Origin of the sequence: Agrobacterium sp. ST15.16.024 (assembly GCF_027956545.1) — a bacterium.
GTDB classification, from domain to species: Bacteria; Pseudomonadota; Alphaproteobacteria; order Rhizobiales; family Rhizobiaceae; genus Agrobacterium; species Agrobacterium cucumeris.
Genome location: NZ_JAQKGO010000001.1, coordinates 1097844 through 1114580, shown reverse-complemented (window position 1 = coordinate 1114580; position 16737 = coordinate 1097844). Strand labels below are relative to the sequence as shown.

17 protein-coding genes are annotated in these 16737 nt (G+C 59.8%); 1 reads left to right on the top strand and 16 read right to left on the bottom strand.

Translation table 11 applies throughout. The features are described from left to right. Nucleotides 1-75 precede the first annotated feature (75 nt). The 6 genes from PL640_RS05485 to PL640_RS05460 all read right to left on the bottom strand — a co-directional run bounded on the left by PL640_RS05485 (nucleotide 76) and on the right by PL640_RS05460 (nucleotide 4706). Nucleotides 76-609, bottom strand: a complete 534-nt coding sequence (locus PL640_RS05485) for a MerR family transcriptional regulator (RefSeq protein ID WP_046798879.1) — start codon at nucleotides 607-609, stop codon at nucleotides 76-78. 266 nt (nucleotides 610-875) lie between these two features. Then, nucleotides 876-1214: an integration host factor subunit alpha gene (locus tag PL640_RS05480; RefSeq protein ID WP_003502236.1), complete on the bottom strand. Its 339-nt coding sequence runs from the start codon at nucleotides 1212-1214 to the stop codon at nucleotides 876-878. Between the two features lie 242 nt (nucleotides 1215-1456). After that, nucleotides 1457-2428, bottom strand: coding sequence for a beta-ketoacyl-ACP synthase III (locus PL640_RS05475; RefSeq protein ID WP_269698161.1), 972 nt, complete (start codon nucleotides 2426-2428; stop codon nucleotides 1457-1459). A 4-nt stretch (nucleotides 2429-2432) separates the two neighbouring features. Continuing rightward, nucleotides 2433-3494 (bottom strand): phosphate acyltransferase PlsX, encoded by a 1062-nt coding sequence (gene plsX, locus PL640_RS05470; protein WP_003496661.1) that lies wholly within the window; start codon nucleotides 3492-3494, stop codon nucleotides 2433-2435. A 100-nt stretch (nucleotides 3495-3594) separates the two neighbouring features. Beyond that, on the bottom strand, nucleotides 3595-4158 hold the full coding sequence (locus tag PL640_RS05465; RefSeq protein WP_269698163.1) for a YceD family protein: 564 nt from the start codon (nucleotides 4156-4158) through the stop codon (nucleotides 3595-3597). An 8-nt stretch (nucleotides 4159-4166) separates the two neighbouring features. Continuing rightward, nucleotides 4167-4706, bottom strand: a complete 540-nt coding sequence (locus tag PL640_RS05460; RefSeq protein ID WP_271361034.1) for a ubiquinol-cytochrome C chaperone family protein — start codon at nucleotides 4704-4706, stop codon at nucleotides 4167-4169. 270 nt (nucleotides 4707-4976) lie between these two features. On the opposite strand from PL640_RS05460, the gene PL640_RS05455 reads away from it, so the two are divergent. Continuing rightward, entirely contained in the window at nucleotides 4977-5507 is a 531-nt protein-coding gene (locus PL640_RS05455; RefSeq protein ID WP_046798876.1) for an outer membrane protein assembly factor BamE, read from the top strand. An 80-nt stretch (nucleotides 5508-5587) separates the two neighbouring features. Here PL640_RS05455 and PL640_RS05450 read toward each other — a convergent pair whose 3' ends face one another. The 10 genes from PL640_RS05450 to PL640_RS05405 form a co-directional block, all read right to left on the bottom strand. Next, a complete protein-coding gene (locus PL640_RS05450; protein WP_142839552.1) occupies nucleotides 5588-7726 on the bottom strand; it encodes a sodium-translocating pyrophosphatase in 2139 nt (712 codons plus the stop codon). A 220-nt stretch (nucleotides 7727-7946) separates the two neighbouring features. Further along, complete coding sequence (locus PL640_RS05445) at nucleotides 7947-9170, bottom strand: MFS transporter (protein ID WP_271361033.1); 1224 nt, start codon at nucleotides 9168-9170, stop codon at nucleotides 7947-7949. A 21-nt stretch (nucleotides 9171-9191) separates the two neighbouring features. After that, complete coding sequence (gene nusB / locus PL640_RS05440) at nucleotides 9192-9689, bottom strand: transcription antitermination factor NusB (protein WP_046798873.1); 498 nt, start codon at nucleotides 9687-9689, stop codon at nucleotides 9192-9194. Between the two features lie 4 nt (nucleotides 9690-9693). Next, nucleotides 9694-10140 (bottom strand): 6,7-dimethyl-8-ribityllumazine synthase, encoded by a 447-nt coding sequence (locus PL640_RS05435; protein ID WP_020809943.1) that lies wholly within the window; start codon nucleotides 10138-10140, stop codon nucleotides 9694-9696. A gap of 175 nt (nucleotides 10141-10315) precedes the next feature. Next, nucleotides 10316-10948 carry a LysE family translocator gene (locus PL640_RS05430; protein ID WP_065115375.1) on the bottom strand — a complete coding sequence of 211 codons (633 nt, stop codon included), beginning with the start codon at nucleotides 10946-10948 and terminating at the stop codon, nucleotides 10316-10318. A gap of 295 nt (nucleotides 10949-11243) precedes the next feature. Beyond that, nucleotides 11244-11855 carry a riboflavin synthase gene (locus tag PL640_RS05425; RefSeq protein ID WP_110759266.1) on the bottom strand — a complete coding sequence of 204 codons (612 nt, stop codon included), beginning with the start codon at nucleotides 11853-11855 and terminating at the stop codon, nucleotides 11244-11246. Next, nucleotides 11855-13099 carry a bifunctional diaminohydroxyphosphoribosylaminopyrimidine deaminase/5-amino-6-(5-phosphoribosylamino)uracil reductase RibD gene (gene ribD / locus PL640_RS05420; protein WP_271361032.1) on the bottom strand — a complete coding sequence of 415 codons (1245 nt, stop codon included), beginning with the start codon at nucleotides 13097-13099 and terminating at the stop codon, nucleotides 11855-11857. Before ribD ends, PL640_RS05425 begins: the two co-directional genes overlap by 1 nt. A gap of 2 nt (nucleotides 13100-13101) precedes the next feature. Continuing rightward, entirely contained in the window at nucleotides 13102-13581 is a 480-nt protein-coding gene (gene nrdR / locus PL640_RS05415) for a transcriptional regulator NrdR (RefSeq protein ID WP_006312828.1), read from the bottom strand. A gap of 12 nt (nucleotides 13582-13593) precedes the next feature. Then, a complete protein-coding gene (glyA, locus tag PL640_RS05410; protein ID WP_271361031.1) occupies nucleotides 13594-14883 on the bottom strand; it encodes a serine hydroxymethyltransferase in 1290 nt (429 codons plus the stop codon). A gap of 188 nt (nucleotides 14884-15071) precedes the next feature. Beyond that, nucleotides 15072-16403, bottom strand: a complete 1332-nt coding sequence (locus tag PL640_RS05405; RefSeq protein WP_142839547.1) for a L,D-transpeptidase family protein — start codon at nucleotides 16401-16403, stop codon at nucleotides 15072-15074. Between the last annotated feature and the right edge of the window lie 334 nt (nucleotides 16404-16737).

The window sequence follows — 16737 nt, the reverse complement described above, 5'->3', positions numbered from 1 at the left end:
TTTTGGCGTATTTCCGGACGGAAAACCGGGATCCACTTTTCCTGGAAATGATCGAACAGACCTGTGGATAAACGATCAGCGAACCTGATCGAGAAGCCGCTTGCATTCGAGCAGATCGAACAGGGCTTCCTGAAGCAGCGCCTGATCATCCTTGCCGATGCCCGACTTGCCAACCGATATTTCCGCATCGCTGTTGCCGCCGCCGAAGCCGAAGAAACGACCGCTTGGCTTGGCCTTCGGACGGCCGACGACCTCGTCACCATCGGTATCGATGACGCGTGGTTCGGCGACTTCCTTTTCACCACTCGCCGCCATGATGGCTTCCATGGTTGCGAGATCACCCGAGGCAATGGCCGCCACGAAACGGTTGCCATTGGCTTTCAAAAGCTTCTGCACGCCCTTGATGGTGTAGCCGTGGTCATAAAGAAGGTGACGAATGCCTTTGAGGAGATCGATATCGTCAGGGCGGTAATAACGGCGGCCCCCGCCCCGTTTCATCGGCTTGATCTGCGGAAAGCGTGTTTCCCAGAAACGCAACACGTGCTGCGGCAGGTTCAGCTCATCCGCCACTTCACTGATGGTCCGAAACGCGTCGGGGCTTTTGTCCAAATTTCCACTCCCATCCGGACCTGGAGCGCCATGCATCCAGCCGGTGCTGAACAGAACGCCTATCACCCGCCGAACATTCTACCGTCGCGAAAACCGTATCCGATCTTCACGCCGATGCCCGTTACGGCAAGATACCAATTACTAAAATTGATTATGATGCGAGTCGACTGGATTTCAACGGCTTGCACGTTGAAATTCAAGCATGTTCACAAGAAGAATGGGGAAAAGGGCTTGCCATATGGCAAAAATGCCGTGCCGCAGCCGGCTTACGCCCCGGCCTTTTGACCCTTTTGCTTGGCCTTGCGGGCCGTGTGCGCCTTGAGAATACGCTGCTTCAGCACATTCGACGCCTTGAAGGTCATCACCCGGCGCGGCGAAATCGGAACTTCCTCACCCGTTTTCGGGTTGCGGCCGATACGCTCGTTCTTTTCCCGGATCTGGAAGGTCGCGAAGGACGAAAGCTTGACGACCTCACCACGGGTGATTGCGTTGCAAATCTCGTCGATGATCGTCTCGACCAGTTCTGCGGATTCGGTGCGGGACAGCCCGACTTTACGAAACACAGATTCTGCAAGATCTGCGCGTGTCACTGTCTTCCCGGCCATTTTTCCCCACAAACCGTGTCTGAATTTTTCTCTAGGAGCCGCCGAGATTATTTCCCTTGTGGCGACCGGTCAAGGGATTGTTCCAGATTCATTTGAGGCTTTCGGCAATCAGTGCAAGGGCTTAGGGCGCTTGGTGCAGATTTGCCGCAACGACAGGGTGCTCAGGCGCAACGGATCAGGCCTCGACTGCGAAAAACACAACCGATTTCGCGTCAACGCCTGCCCGCGCAATGAATTTACCGTTACCAGCGCAGCAGCACCGCACCCCAGGTGAAACCGCCGCCCATGGCCTCCAGCATGACCAGATCGCCCTTCTTGATGCGACCGTCGCTTGCCGCAACGGCCAGCGCCAGCGGAATGGATGCTGCCGAGGTATTACCGTGCTTGTCGACGGTGATGACAACCTTTTCCGGATCGATGTTGAGCTTCTTCGCCGATCCGTCGATGATGCGCTTGTTAGCCTGGTGCGGCACCAGCCAGTCGAGATCATCCGCCGTCGTGCCCGTCGCTTCGAAAGCCTGCTCGATGACGTCGGTGATCATGCCGACGGCATGCTTGAATACTTCGCGGCCTTCCATACGCAGATGGCCGACGGTGCCTGTCGTGGACGGTCCGCCATCGACATAAAGCTTTTCCTTGTGCGAACCGTCGGACCGCAGCTGCGCGGTCAGGATGCCGCGATCGTCAGAGGTCCCCTCGCCTTCGCCAGCTTCCAGAACAAGAGCGCCGGCACCATCGCCGAACAGAACGCAGGTGGTGCGGTCTTTCCAGTCGAGAATGCGCGAGAATGTTTCAGAGCCGATGACCAGAACGCGCTTGGCCATGCCACCGCGAATATAAAGATCGGCGGTCGAGACGGCATAGACGAAACCGGAACAGACGGCCTGCATGTCGAAGGCGAAACCATGGGTCATGCCGAGACGATTCTGGATGTTCACTGCCGTTGCCGGAAAGGTGTTGTCCGGAGTGGAGGTCGCCAGAATGATGAGGTCGATATCATCAGGGGTCAGGCCGGCATTGTCGAGCGCAGCACGGGCCGCAGCTTCACCGAGCGAAGCGGTCGTTTCGCCTTCGCCGGCGATATAGCGCTGCCGGATGCCGGTGCGCTGCACGATCCATTCGTCGGATGTCTCGACGACACCTTCGATTTCGCTGTTGGTCATCACACGCTTCGGAAGCGCTGCCCCGAAACCACGGACTATAGAGCGGATCATTCCCTTATTCCTCGTCAGCCACGAGAGCTTCGGGCGCCGGGGGCGGAAGCCGTCTTGCGTGGTAAATTTTCAGATCATTTTCAATCTTGGCCGTCAGGCCGTTATGAACCATGTCGTAGCCGACATCCACGGCGGAGGCAAAACCGATGGCATCAGTGCCGCCATGGCTCTTGATGACAATGCCGTTCAGGCCGAGAAACACGCCACCATTGACCTTGCGCGGGTCCATCTTTTCCCTGAGCACGTCAAAGGCGCTTTTCGCCAGGACATAACCGATCTTGGCAAAGAAGCTTCGGGAAATCGCCTCACGCAGCAGCGTGGTAATCTGGCGTGCCGTGCCTTCGGCGGCTTTGAGCGCGATATTGCCGGTGAAACCTTCGGTCACCACCACATCCACCGTGCCCTTGCCGATATCGTCACCCTCAACGAAACCGCGATAGTCGATGGTGCCGAGATCAGCCTCGCGGATCAGCCGTCCGGCCTCACGCACCTCTTCCTGACCCTTGACCTCCTCGACGCCGACATTCAGCAGGCCGACGGTCGGGCGGTCGATATCGAACAGCGCACGCGCCATGGCACCACCCATCAGGGCGAAATCCAGCAATTGCTGGGAATCGGCACCGATCGTTGCGCCGACATCGAGAACGATGCTCTCACCCTTCAAAGTCGGCCAGATGCCGGCGATGGCCGGACGTTCCACCCGCGCCATGGTGCGCAAACAGAATTTGGCCATGGCCATCAGCGCGCCGGTATTGCCGGCGGAGACGACGACATCCGCCTCGCCAAGCTTCACGGCCTCGATGGCGCGCCACATGCTGGAGACGTAGCGGCCGCGACGAAGCGCCTGGCTCGGCTTTTCGTCCATGCTGACCGAGACTTCACAATCGTGAAAGACCGACTTTTCCCGAAGCGCGGGATATTGTGCCAGAATGGGGTCGCATTTGCTCTTCTGCCCGTAGAGCAGAAAAGTTACATCGTTGTGCCGTTCAAGCGCCTTGGCGGCACCGGGTATGGCAACATCTGGGCCGAAATCGCCACCCATGACGTCAATTGCAATTCTGATCACTCGTCCCTTATCCTTTTTGCCGCCACTCAAGCGGATTTTGCGCGAAAATACCTTTTCCGGCTTTTGTTACAATAAAATTATTTCAGCCCAACCGGGCCATTCAGTCTTTTTTCCAATCTTTTAACGCGGCGAAAGGCGACGGGCGCTTTTCTTCTTCCGGCTCCTTGTCTGCGGTTTCTGGAAATTCCGCATCCGGCTTGCGCGGATAGGGGTCGATCGCCAGGGCAGCGAATTCGGCAACCGCAGCGCCGACATCGATGCTGTCGCCGGTGAACTGGTCGGGAATGTCAGGACCATCGGGGTCGAGTACGATCTCGCCTTCCTCATTGGTGACCATCCGCGCCAGCTTCGATCCCTCCGGCACAAAAATATGCTCAACAGGCTCGTCGATCTTGCTCGTGACCGGCTCCAGCGTCACGACGCAGGACTGAGTCACGGCCGCATGCACCTCGCCCTTGATCTTCACGCCGTCCTTCTTCCAACGGGTAACCTGCAATTCCGCCTTCAGATACTCGACAGAAACCACATTCCAGAATTTCGCCAGCGCCTTCAGCTCCTCGGCGTTGGCTTCCAGACCAATCCTGACGGGATTGGCGGAAATATGGCCTACCTTTACGGGATAGGAAAAAGGCAGGTCGTCATTTGCGGCGTGTCGCGTGTTCATGGTGAACCTCATCGTCCAGGCAAGGGCAGCGTCAGGCTTCCGGTTGCTATTGTTTCTTCTGAGACGGCGGAAAGGGCCGAAGAGGCTTCCATCATCCAGCCCGCCAGCCCGTCCAGCGCCGGCGCCGTCTCGTCTGCCTGCGGATATATATTGCGCCGAAGCGCTGCGGCAAGGGCAACGGGGTCGGATGCATCCAGCGCCGCCGCATAGGATTCGAGCCGCCCGTAAAACATGCCGGCGAATTTCTTCATGCGTTTCGGCACGCCCTGGTCACCGATACCGAGTTCACGGATGGAATGATCGATATCCTGAAAAAAGGCGTCGACGATCTCCTGCGCGATCTCCTGACCGCTGACCCCGGAGGACTTGGTGCGACGGAAATAGAGAATCATGATGACCGACAGCATCTCGAAACGGCCCATCACGGTATCGGGAACGCCGAGATCGAGATAAAAACCGGGCGTGCGGGCGGCCGCCGTCAAGGTCTCATATTGCCGGTCGACTATGGCGCGATTGTTGTTTTTCTGTCTGAACAGCCCGAATATCATCGTTTTTTTCCGAACGTGACCGGTGAATTCACTTACCGCCCCTCGCACTTGTTGCATGATCGTCAAAGCTGGTTTACCGAAGCATCCACGAATTGCAATGCTGTCGCGGTCACGTTCGTCTTTGCGCTGAAACAGTCGAAGAGAACCGGAGGAGTTCCAAAAGACCGGGAAAGCATTGAATTTGGGGGGTGATCGGGATTTTCCGTCCCCGGATTGACACAATCATGTGCACAGACACTGTGCACCACGCAATGCCGGAAGGTGCCATTCATGATCGCAGTCGGGGAAAAGCAGTTGAGCAAGCAGAAATCCGCAAGTCACGGCAAAATTCTGAGCAAGACGGCCATCGCAATCGTGCTCGCATCCGGCCTGCTTTCCGCCTGCACCAGCACCACCGACGTGTTCCACAACGGCTACGTCATGGACGAGCAGTCGCTCCAGCTGATCCCGGAAGGCTCCAGCCGCGAACAGGTTCTGTTGACCATGGGCACGCCCTCCACCACGGCGACCTTCGGCAACGAGGTGTTCTATTACATCTCGCAGAAGCGCGTGCGCCGCGCCGCCTTCATGAAGCCGACGCTGGTCGAGCAGAACATTCTCGCTATCTATTTCAACAAGGATGGCGTGATCGAGCGCAAGGCCAATTACGCGCTGCAGGACGGCAAGGTCTTCGACACGATTTCGCGCACCACGCCGACCGGCGGCAAGGATCTCACCTTCCTGCAGCAGCTGCTCTCCGGCGGCACCTCGGGCGCCAACATCGCCAAGAGCATTCTCGGCCAGGGCAACAACACGCCCTGACCGGCAGGCAAAAGCATTCGCAAAATCAAAGGCCCGAGGATTGCTCCTCGGGCCTTTTTCGTTTGTCAGGCATCAAGCTTTCAGTGGGCAAGAATTGCCAGCAGCAGCAGCGCCACGATATTGGTGATCTTGATGGCCGGATTGACGGCGGGGCCGGCGGTGTCCTTATAGGGGTCGCCGACGGTATCACCCGTCACCGACGCCTTGTGGGCGTCCGAGCCCTTGACGTGGCGCACGCCGTCCTTGTCGATGAAACCATCCTCGAAGCTCTTCTTGGCGTTGTCCCATGCGCCGCCGCCCGATGTCATGGAAATCGCCACGAACAGGCCGTTGATGATGACGCCGAGCAGCGATGCCCCGAGTGCGGCAAAGGCTGACGCCTTGGAGCCCGAGATCAGCAGCACGCCAAAATAAACGACGAGAGGGGCAAGAACCGGCAGAAGCGACGGGATGATCATTTCCCGGATCGCCGCTTTCGTCAGCAGATCGACCGCCCTGCCGTAGTCAGGCTTTTCCGTGCCCGCCATGATCCCGGGTTTTTCGCGGAACTGACGGCGCACTTCCTCGACGATGGCACCTGCCGCCTTGCCCACCGCCGTCATGGCGATGCCGCCGAAGAGGTAGGGGATAAGGCCGCCGAACAGCAGGCCGGCAACGACGTAGGGGTTGGCGAGGCTGAAGGAAATCTCGCCCATGTCCTTGAAGTAGGGATAGGTATCGCCATTGGCGGCGAAATAGGACAGGTCGTTGGCATAGGCGGCAAACAGCACCAGCGCGCCGAGGCCGGCAGAGCCGATGGCATAACCCTTGGTCACCGCCTTGGTGGTGTTGCCGACGGCATCCAGCGCGTCGGTCGCCTTGCGCACGTCCGGATCAAGGCCGGCCATTTCGGCAATGCCGCCGGCATTGTCCGTGACCGGGCCAAAGGCGTCGAGCGCCACGATCATGCCGGCAAGACCAAGCATGGCGGTGACCGCGATGCCGGTGCCGAACAGGCCGCCGAGCTGGTAGGTGCCGATGATGCCACCGACGATGACGATGGCCGGCAGCGCCGTCGATTCCAGGGAGACGGCAAGCCCCTGGATGACATTGGTGCCGTGGCCGGTAACCGATGCCTGGGCGATGGAGTTGACCGGGCGCTTATTGGTGCCGGTATAATATTCGGTGATGACGACGATCAGCGCCGTGACAACCAGACCGACCAGCCCGCAGAGGAAGAGGTTGGTGCCGGTAATTTCCATTCCGGCGACCGTGCCTATCGTTCCCCAGCCAACCGTTGCATAGGTTGCGACCGCAAGACCGGCGACCGAGAAGATGCCGGTGGCAATAAGCCCCTTATAGAGGGCGCCCATGATGGAATTGTTGGTGCCAAGCTTGACGAAGAAGGTACCGGCAATCGAAGTCAGGATGCAGGCGCCGCAGATCGCCAGCGGATAGACCATGGCGCTTTCCAGGATCGGCGTTCCGGCAAAGAAGATCGCGGCGAGAACCATCGTCGCAACAACGGAGACGGCATAGGTCTCGAACAGGTCGGCCGCCATGCCGGCGCAATCGCCGACGTTATCGCCGACATTGTCGGCAATGGTTGCCGGATTGCGCGGGTCATCCTCCGGAATGCCGGCCTCGACCTTGCCGACAAGGTCACCGCCGACATCGGCGCCCTTGGTGAAGATGCCGCCGCCGAGACGGGCGAAGATCGAAATCAGCGATGCGCCGAAGCCGAGCGACACCAGCGCGTCGATGACCGCACGCGATCCGGGCGGATGGCCAAGGACCGAGGTCAGGATGTAATAATAGATGGAAACGCCAAGCAGCGCGAGGCCGGCAACCAGCATGCCTGTAATGGCGCCCGACTTGAAGGCGATATCAAGGCCGGCGCCAAGGCTGTGGGATGCGGCCTGCGCGGTGCGCAGATTGGCGCGCACGGAAACATGCATGCCGACGAAACCGGCAACGCCGGACAGCACCGCGCCGATAACGAAACCAATGGCCGCGATGGCCGACAGCAGATACCAGGCAAGAACGGCGACGATCAATCCGACGATGGCGATGGTGAGATATTGACGGGTGAGATAAGCCTGCGCACCTTCACGGATAAAACCTGCTATTTCACGCATACGCTCGTTGCCCTGATCGGCATCGAGAACGCTCTTGGTCGTCCACACCGCGTACACCACGGACAGGACCCCACATAAAATCACTAACGGTATTACGGTCATGCGCACTTACCTCCCAAAAGGCCGGGTCTCACTCCCTCCCCGGCGCGGCGAACCATGTGCAAGGACATGGGCGTTCACACGCGCACCAAGTCCTGTCGGGGTCGTTTATTCCCCTCCCAAGGAAAAACGACCTGCGCGGCAAGATTGCGTTGGCGAAAGGTGCGGCGTCAAGCCCACAAATTTGCCTGAAACATGAAAGGGGTAGAGAAGGAGCGCGACCTTAGGCGGCGGTTTTGCGCTGCCTCAGCAGCAGGGAGAGGACGAGCAGCAGGCAAAGGCCCGCAACCGGCCAGATGACGAGGTTCATCACCGACCAGCCCCATGCCGTAAACACCTTGCCGGAAGAGAAGGACGAGAGCGCTACCGTACCGAACAGCACGATATCGTGGAAACCCTGCACCTTGTCCGCCTCATGCGGGCGATAGCTTGACGTGATGATGGCGGTTGCGCCGATAAAACCGAAATTCCAGCCAAGCCCGAGCAGAATGAGCGCGGCCCAGAAGTTCCACAATTCGATGCCCATATGGGCGATGACGGCACAGGCCATCAGCACGATGAGGCCGAATGCCACGATTTTTTCCGCACCGAATCGGGAAATCAGCATGCCGGTGAAGAAGCTCGGCGCGAACATGGCCAGAACGTGCCACTGGATGCCGAGCGTGGCGAGTTCTGTGGGGAAACCGCAGCCGACGACCATGGCGAGCGGCGCACCGGTCATCATGAAGGTCATCAGCGCATAAGAACCGATACCGCAAATCATGCCGGTGATGAAACGCTGGGTGCGGACGATTTCCGACAGCGGACGCGCGGCCTCCGTATGGGTAGATGCTGCCTTCGGGTCGGGCAATTTGAGAAAAGCCAGAATGGCGATCGAGACAAGGCCGAGCGGCACCAGTGCGATGAACGCGCCGGCAAAAGTGACCGGTGCGAGCATATCCTTGCCGAGGATAGCCAGTTGCGGCCCGACGATGGCCGAAATGATGCCGCCTGCCAGAATCCAGGAAATAGCCTTCGGCTTGTAAAAGGATGGCGATGCATCGGCTGCGGCGAAACGGATTTTTTGCGTGAAGCCGCCTGAGATACCGATCAGCAGCAGACCGACGGCAAACAGCCAGAAATCCGTGCGGAAGAGAGCCACCGCAGCGATGCCACCGCCGATCGAGCACATCAGCGCGCCGACCATGAAACCGGCCTTGCGGCCGAGGAAACGGGATGCCGCCGCAACGCAGATGGCACCGAGCGCCACGCCGATATTGAAGCCGGTGAGCGGCGCGGTTGCCAGCGACTTGTCGGCACCGAGCAGCTGATAACCGGCAAGCGCACCGACTGAAAAACTTAAGGGCGCGGCCGACCCCATGATCGCCTGCGCCATGGTGAGGAGGAAGACGTTGCGCTTGGCCTCGCCCAGTTGAACTTCAAGTCCGGGGACGGAAACGGCGCTCATGTCTTCCTCACATAATGTATTTTAGCGTTTTGCCTCGCCGCGCACCTGCTTGGCGATGCGGTCAAGCACCGCATTCACCAGCTTCGGCTCGTCGTGTTCGAAGAAAGCGCGGGCGATTTCAACATATTCCGTGACGATGACGGCGACCGGTACGTCATTACGCTCAAGGATCTCGAAGGTGCCGGCGCGAAGAATGGCGCGCACGGTGGCATCGAGACGCGACAGCGGCCAGTCTTCCAGAAGGGCGGAACGCACCAGTGGGTCGATCTTCGTCTGGTCACGGACGACGCCGGAGACGATGGAGCGGAACCACGACGGATCGGCCTTCAGATAGGTATCGCCATCGACTTCCTGACCGAGACGGTGCGCCTCATATTCGGCCACCACTTCCATCACGCCGGTGCCGCCGACATCCATCTGGTACAGCGCCTGCACGGCCGCAAGGCGGGCCGCGCCGCGCTGGTTGGCCGGCTTTACCGAAGGCTGGCGCGGTTCGCCGCCATTATCAACATTCGACATGCGCTCAGCCACCCAGTTTCTTCTTCAACTCGATCATGGTCAGCGCCGCACGGGCGGCAAAACCGCCCTTGTCCTTGTCGGAACGACGCACGCGCGCCCAGGCCTGCTCGTCATTTTCAACGGTGAGGATGCCGTTGCCGATCGGCAGCGATTCGCTGACGGCAAGATCCATCAGGGCGCGGGAGGATTCGTTGGAGACGATATCGAAGTGGTAGGTCTCGCCGCGAATGACCATGCCGAGTGCGACGAAGCCGTCATATTCCGTGCCGTCATTGTCGGCGCCATCAAGCGCCATGGCGATGGCGGCGGGAATTTCCAGCGCGCCGGGAACGGTGATGACGTCATAGGTGGCGCCGGCCTCATCAAGCGCGAACTTCGCGCCTTCGAGAAGGGCATCCGCCATATCGTCGTAAAAACGTGCTTCCACGATAAGAAGATGAGGTTTGGACATGTGAGGGTTCCTGGGGATTTTCCCGAAAAGCTTTACGCCGGATCATACCGGCTTTTGCGGCGGTCAAACCACGGCTGGCCGTTCTTGGCAAGTATTTTCATGCATCGCCCACGCAGCATGGCCCGTTTGCGGGGTATCCCGCAAGGCTTGATGTCTATGCGGCGCGGCTGAAAAATCAGCTTTTCTGGAAAGCCAGATGCACGCCAAGCCCCATCAGCACCGTTCCGGCGGCGCGCCGGGCCAGAGCCTGCACGGCGCTCGACCGCTTCAGACGCCCGACCATGGCGCCCGCCAGAAGCACGCCGACGAGATCAGCGGAGGAGAAAATGAAATTGACGGCGATGCCGAGGATCAGGAATTGCAACCAGACCGGAAAAGCGGCCGCCGGATCGACGAATTGCGGCAGGAAGGCCAAGAAGAACAGCGCCGTCTTCGGATTGAGGACATCAACGATGATACTGTCGATGAAGGCCCGACGCGCCGATTTCGGCTCGATGGTCAGATTGACCGCCTCGCCTTCCAGCTTGCTGCGCAGCATCGAGAAACCCAGCCAGATAAGATAAAGCGCGCCGCACAGCTTCACCGCGAGGTAAAGCCATGGCACCGCCTGAAACAGCACGGAGAGACCGGCCGCAGCGGCGAAGATATGAAAATAGCAGCCGACATGGATGCCGAGTACCGCCATCAGCCCGGCAAACCGACCCCGCGCCATGGTCTGTGCCGCCGCGTAAAGCATGGCCGGACCGGGAATATAGGCGAACAGGGCGGTGGTTATGAAAAAGGCTGTCAGCAGTTCAAAAGACGGCATGATGTATGTTCCCTACCCTGTTTGGCGCGCAGTCGATCTCAAACGGCTGAATGACGTCTTTACAATCTTTCCGGTTCGACCGGAAGTGTGGCGGCGACCAACACCGATCACGATCAAACTCGCTGCTCCTCCTCCGTCATGCCGGACTTGATCCGGCATCCAGCCGACGCGCGTCTGTGCGGCGAAAGGAGTCTTCTCAGCCCAAGGACTTGGGCTGGCTGGATTCCGGCTCAAGGCCGGAATGACGGGAGAAGGAAGAGTCCGCGAACATAATAAAGCGCCGAGCCTCGCCAGCTTACGCCGATGGAAATTCCGCAAGCCGTGCGGCATAGCGCGCCATCGTATCGACTTCGAAATTGACGAAATCGCCGGGCTGGCGCTCGCCCCACGTCGTCACAGTGAGCGTGTGGCGGATGAGCAGCACGTCGAAATCGGTGCCTTCGACGGCATTGACGGTCAGCGAAGTGCCGTCGAGCGCCACGGAACCCTTGGGCGCCACGAATTTCGCCAGATGGTCCGGTGCGCGCAGGCGGATACGTACCGCTTCGCCTTCCGGCTCCACGGCCAGGATTTCCGCCTTGCCATCGACATGGCCGGAGACGATGTGACCGCCAAGCTCGTCGCCGATCTTCAGCGCCCGCTCCAGATTGACATGGGTGCCCTGTTTCCAGCCGGCAATCGTCGTCAGGCGCAGCGCCTCTTCCCAGGCCTCGACCTCATACCAGCGCTCGTTGCTGCCGTCTTCCGGCAGCCTCGTCACCGTCAGGCAAATACCGCCATGGGAGATAGATGCGCCCATATCGATGGTCTTGGGATCGTAATTCGTCGCCACCCGCAGACGAATGCCTTCAGCCAGGGCTTCCAGCTCGGAAACGGTTCCAACGTCGGTGACAATTCCGGTAAACATCAAATCGGCCTTTCATAATCGAAGCAGCGATCCGGCCCATAGGCGGTTTCACTGACCAAAGCATAATCGCCCGTGATATCGGCACGGCGGAGCGGCGTTTCAATGCCGCCCTCACCGATCACGACAGGGCTTTCGAACAGAATGATACGGTCCACCAGCCCGGCTTCAAGGAATGATTTTGCGGCAAAGGCACCGCCTTCGACCAGAAGTTCCGACATGCCGCTATCGGCAAGGACGTGGAGGAGGTTTTCGAGGGTTGTGGCTTCGAGGATCTGGACGCCGGCGTTGGTGAGGAGTTGGCGCTTTGACTCGCGGTTACCCCCCTCTGCCCTGCCGGGCATCTCCCCCTCAAGGGGGGAGATCGGCAAGGGGCTAGCCGCTCGCGTAAATTTTTTCCCGGTTTCCCATTCGCCTTCGTTGGAAAGCGGGCTAGACGGCGCTCCGTCGATCTCTCCCCTTGTGGGGGAGATACCTGGCAGGGCAGAGGGGAGTAAAGCCGCAACCACCACCGGCACCTCCCGCGCACTCCGCACCAGCTTCGACGTCAACGGCAATTCAAACTGCCGGTCCAGCACGATGCGCACCGGCGAGCGCTGCTCCATGCCGGTGATCCGCACCGTCAGCTCCGGATCATCCGCAATCGCTGTCCTGATGCCGACGAGAATACAATCGCAACGCGCCCGCAGCTCATGCACGGCATGGCGGGCCTCGGGACCGGTGATCGCCACCTGCCCCTCGCCTTTCCTGCCGATCATGCCATCGGCGGAAACGGCAAGCTTCAGAATCACATGCGGGCGTTTTTTCATCTGGCGTGTGAGGTAACCGGCAAGCGCCCTCTTACCCTCATCACGCAGCAGGCCGGTTTCCACGACAATGCCGGCATCGCGCAAAATCGTATAACCACGGCCGGAAACACGCTCATCCGGATCATCCACTGCCACCACGACACGGGCGACGCCGTATTCCACCAGGGCATTGGCGCATGGCGGGGTTTTGCCCCAGTGCGAGCATGGTTCGAGCGTCACATAGGCGGTAGCACCACGGGCCGCCTCGCCGGCGATTTCCAGCGCCTGACGTTCGGCATGCGGGCGACCGCCAATGGCAGTCACCGCTTCGGCGATGATTTTCCCGTCCTTGACGAGAACACAGCCCACGGAGGGGTTGGTCAGCGTCTGGCCCTGGTGGCGAAGCGAAACCTCGATGGCGCGGGCCATGAACCTTTCGTCATCGGCACGGCTCGTCACGGCTAGACTCCGGCGTCCGTGTCGCGGGCGATCTTGGCGTTGATTTCGGCAATCACGTTTTCAAAATCCTCGGCATGGCTGAAATCGCGATAGACCGAGGCATAACGCACGAAGGCCACGTCATCGAGGCTTTTCAGCGCTTCGAGAACCTGCAGGCCGATTTCTTCCGAGGGAATTTCCGTCTCGCCGGAGCTTTCGAGACGACGGGCAATGCCTGACACGGCCCGCTCGATCCGGTCGCGATCAACCGGGCGCTTGCGCAGCGCGATCTCGAAGGATCGCACCAGCTTTTCCCGGTCGAAGGGCAGCTTGCGGCCGCTTTTCTTGATGACCATCAGCTCACGTAGTTGCACGCGCTCATAGGTCGTAAAGCGGCCGCCGCAATCGGGGCAGATGCGCCGCCGGCGGATGGAGGTGTTGTCCTCCGCCGGACGCGAGTCCTTGACCTGTGTGTCTTCGGAACCGCAAAATGGGCAGCGCATCGTCTTTTTTCCTTACATGTACGGGTACATCGGGAAACGGTCGGTCAGGCCGACGACCTTTTCACGTACCGCAGCTTCGACGGAGGCGTTGCCCTCGTCCGAATTGGCAACCTTCAAGCCGTCGAGAACCTCGACGATCAGCTTGCCGATTTCGCGGAATTCCGCTTCCTTGAAACCGCGCGTCGTGCCGGCCGGCGTGCCAAGACGGACACCGGAGGTGACGAAGGGCTTTTCCGGATCGAAAGGAATGCCGTTCTTGTTGCAGGTGATGTAGGCGCGGCCGAGCGCTGCTTCCGCACGCTTGCCGGTGGCGTTCTTCTTGCGAAGGTCGACCAGCATCAGATGGTTGTCCGTGCCGCCGGAAACGACATCCAGACCGCCTTCGATCAGGGTTTCGGCCAGTGCCTTGGCGTTCTTGACGACCTGTGCGGCATAGTCCTTGAACTCGGGCTTCAGCGCTTCGCCGAAGGCGACGGCCTTGGCGGCGATGACGTGCATCAGCGGGCCGCCCTGCAGGCCGGGGAAGACGGCCGAGTTGAACTTCTTGGCCAGATCCTCTTCATTGGTGAGGATCATGCCGCCACGCGGGCCGCGCAGCGACTTGTGCGTCGTCGTCGTTGCAACATGGCAATGCGGGAACGGCGACGGATGCTGGCCACCGGCAACGAGGCCGGCGATGTGGGCCATGTCGACCATCAGGTAAGCGCCGACTTCATCGGCGATCTCGCGGAAACGCTTCCAGTCCCAGACGCGGGAATAGGCGGTGCCGCCGGCGAGGATCAGCTTCGGCCGGGTTTCCTTGGCCTTGCGCTCCACTTCGTCCATGTCGAGCAGGTTGTCGCCTTCGCGCACGCCGTAGGACACGACGTTGAACCATTTGCCGGACATGTTGACCGGCGAACCGTGGGTCAGGTGACCTCCCGAGTTCAGGTCGAGACCCATGAAGGTATCACCCGGCTGCAGCAGCGCGAGGAACACGGCCTGGTTCATCTGCGAACCGGAATTCGGCTGGACGTTGGCGAAGTTGACGCCGAACAGCTTCTTGGCGCGCTCGATGGCAAGCTCTTCAGCGATGTCGACGAACTGGCAGCCGCCGTAATAACGCTTGCCCGGGTAACCTTCGGCATATTTGTTGGTCATGATCGAACCCTGCGCTTCAAGCACGGCGCGGGAAACGATGTTTTCCGAGGCGATCAGTTCGATCTCGTGGCGCTGGCGACCCAGTTCCTTCTCGATCGAGCCGAAAATATCCGGATCAACTTCGGCAAGCGGACGGGAGAAGAAAGCATCTGTGTTCGACATGGTGAAGGCTCCTGAAACAGTAATGCGATGGCGTCTTAGCGTTCCGCCCGGACAAGAGCAATACGAGGTGCGAGATTTGCCCGTCAAAACGCGACGTTGCGACAAAAAACGGCAGCTGTTCTCAGAAAATCATCAAGAAAAAAGCCGCACCCGAAGATGCGGCCTGTTTTCATCGATAAAAGCGCCGATCAGTTGCGCGGCAGAAGGTCGTCATCAACAGCGCCGGCCGGCTGCTCCATGCCGCTCGTGGTGTTGAGCGCCAGTTCGGCGTTGCCATCCTTTTCATAGATGTCATCGCGGAACTGCACCACGCCGTCCTTCGCCGACCATGCGGTGATGTAGACGAAATAAACCGGCACTTCCTGCGCCAGCTTGATCGGCGTGTTGACGCGGGTGGCGATGACGCGTTCCATTTCCTGACGCGACCAGCCGGGCGTGTCGCGCAGCAGCCAGCTTGTGAGGTCGCGCACATTCTGCACGCGCACGCAGCCGGAGGATTCGAAACGCATCAGCTTGTTGAACAAGCCCTGCTGCGGCGTGTCGTGCATATATTCGTTGTTCGGATTGTGGAAGTTGATCTTCGTCGAAGACATGGCGTTGATCTTGCCGGGGTCCTGACGGAACATCAGGTTCGGGGCCTTCGGCGCGAACCAGTCGACCGCAGTCGGCGGCACTTCCTGTCCCTTGCCATCGATGAGGCGGATATTGTTCCGCTCCAGATAGGTCGGGTCCTTCTGCATCAGCGGCACGATATCCTTCTCGATGATCGAGCGCGGCGCGGTCCAGTAAGGGTTGAGGATGACCTCGTAAATCTTGGAATTGATGACATGCGTCGGGCGGCTGGCGCGGCCGACGACGGCCGTGTTGCGCAGGACGACGCGTTCATTCTCCACCGCTTCGATGGCAGCGGCCGGAATATTGACCATCAGGTGACGCGGACCGAGATCGCCCGACATGGACTGAATGCGCACGAGGTTGGTCTGCAATTGCGCCAGACGAATCTGGGCCGAAACATTGAGCGCCTTGGTGGTATATTCACCGCTGACACCATCGGCCGGAAGACCATGGCGGGCCTGGAAGCGTTTCAGCGCACCATCGACGTAACTATCGAAGGCGCTCGAAATGCCGGCTTCGCGCGGCAGGTCGCCGGACACCATCAGTCGCTGGCGAAGCGCCTGTACGGAGGGGTCGGAGACGCCGATCTGAAGGCGCTGCTGGCTGACGGGCACATCCGGCCAGCCGCCATTCTGGACGATCTGCTGATATTGCATGATCGCCTGCTGCATGTAGACCGGTGCTTCCCGACCGAGAACCGGATTGTTGGAAACGACGCCGACGGCGGAACGCGACGTATTGGCGTCGAACTGGTCATCCCAGTTGCCGCGGCGTGACGAACCCATGAGGTCGTTCAGCGCATTTTGCGCCAAGGCCGGCGCGGCAAGTGCTGCAACACCAACGGAAACGGCTGAGCGCAGAAGCGCGCGGCGCGATACGGAATCGGAAACGGATTTCTTTGTCATTCTACCTACCAGCCACTCTCTTCGGCATTCTCAACAATGCCTAAATCAATATGATTAACAAACACGTACAACGTGCCTGCCGGCCGGTAATGCTCGAGGCCCAGGGTCTGGGCGCTACAGTCTGGCGGAACAGTCGGGACTTGCCGCGACAGCAGGAGAAACAGCCGGCTCCCTCACCCTTGCCGGTCCCATATCAATATGGCCAATTCGTGTCACGAGCCTTTTCTCACAAAGCTGTGTTGCCTGAAAACAAAGGCGAAGGCTCGGATAAGGCAACGGGCTTGACATGAAAAACAAGCGCCGGCGTTGCGCGGAATCCGCAAGCCGGAGGCAA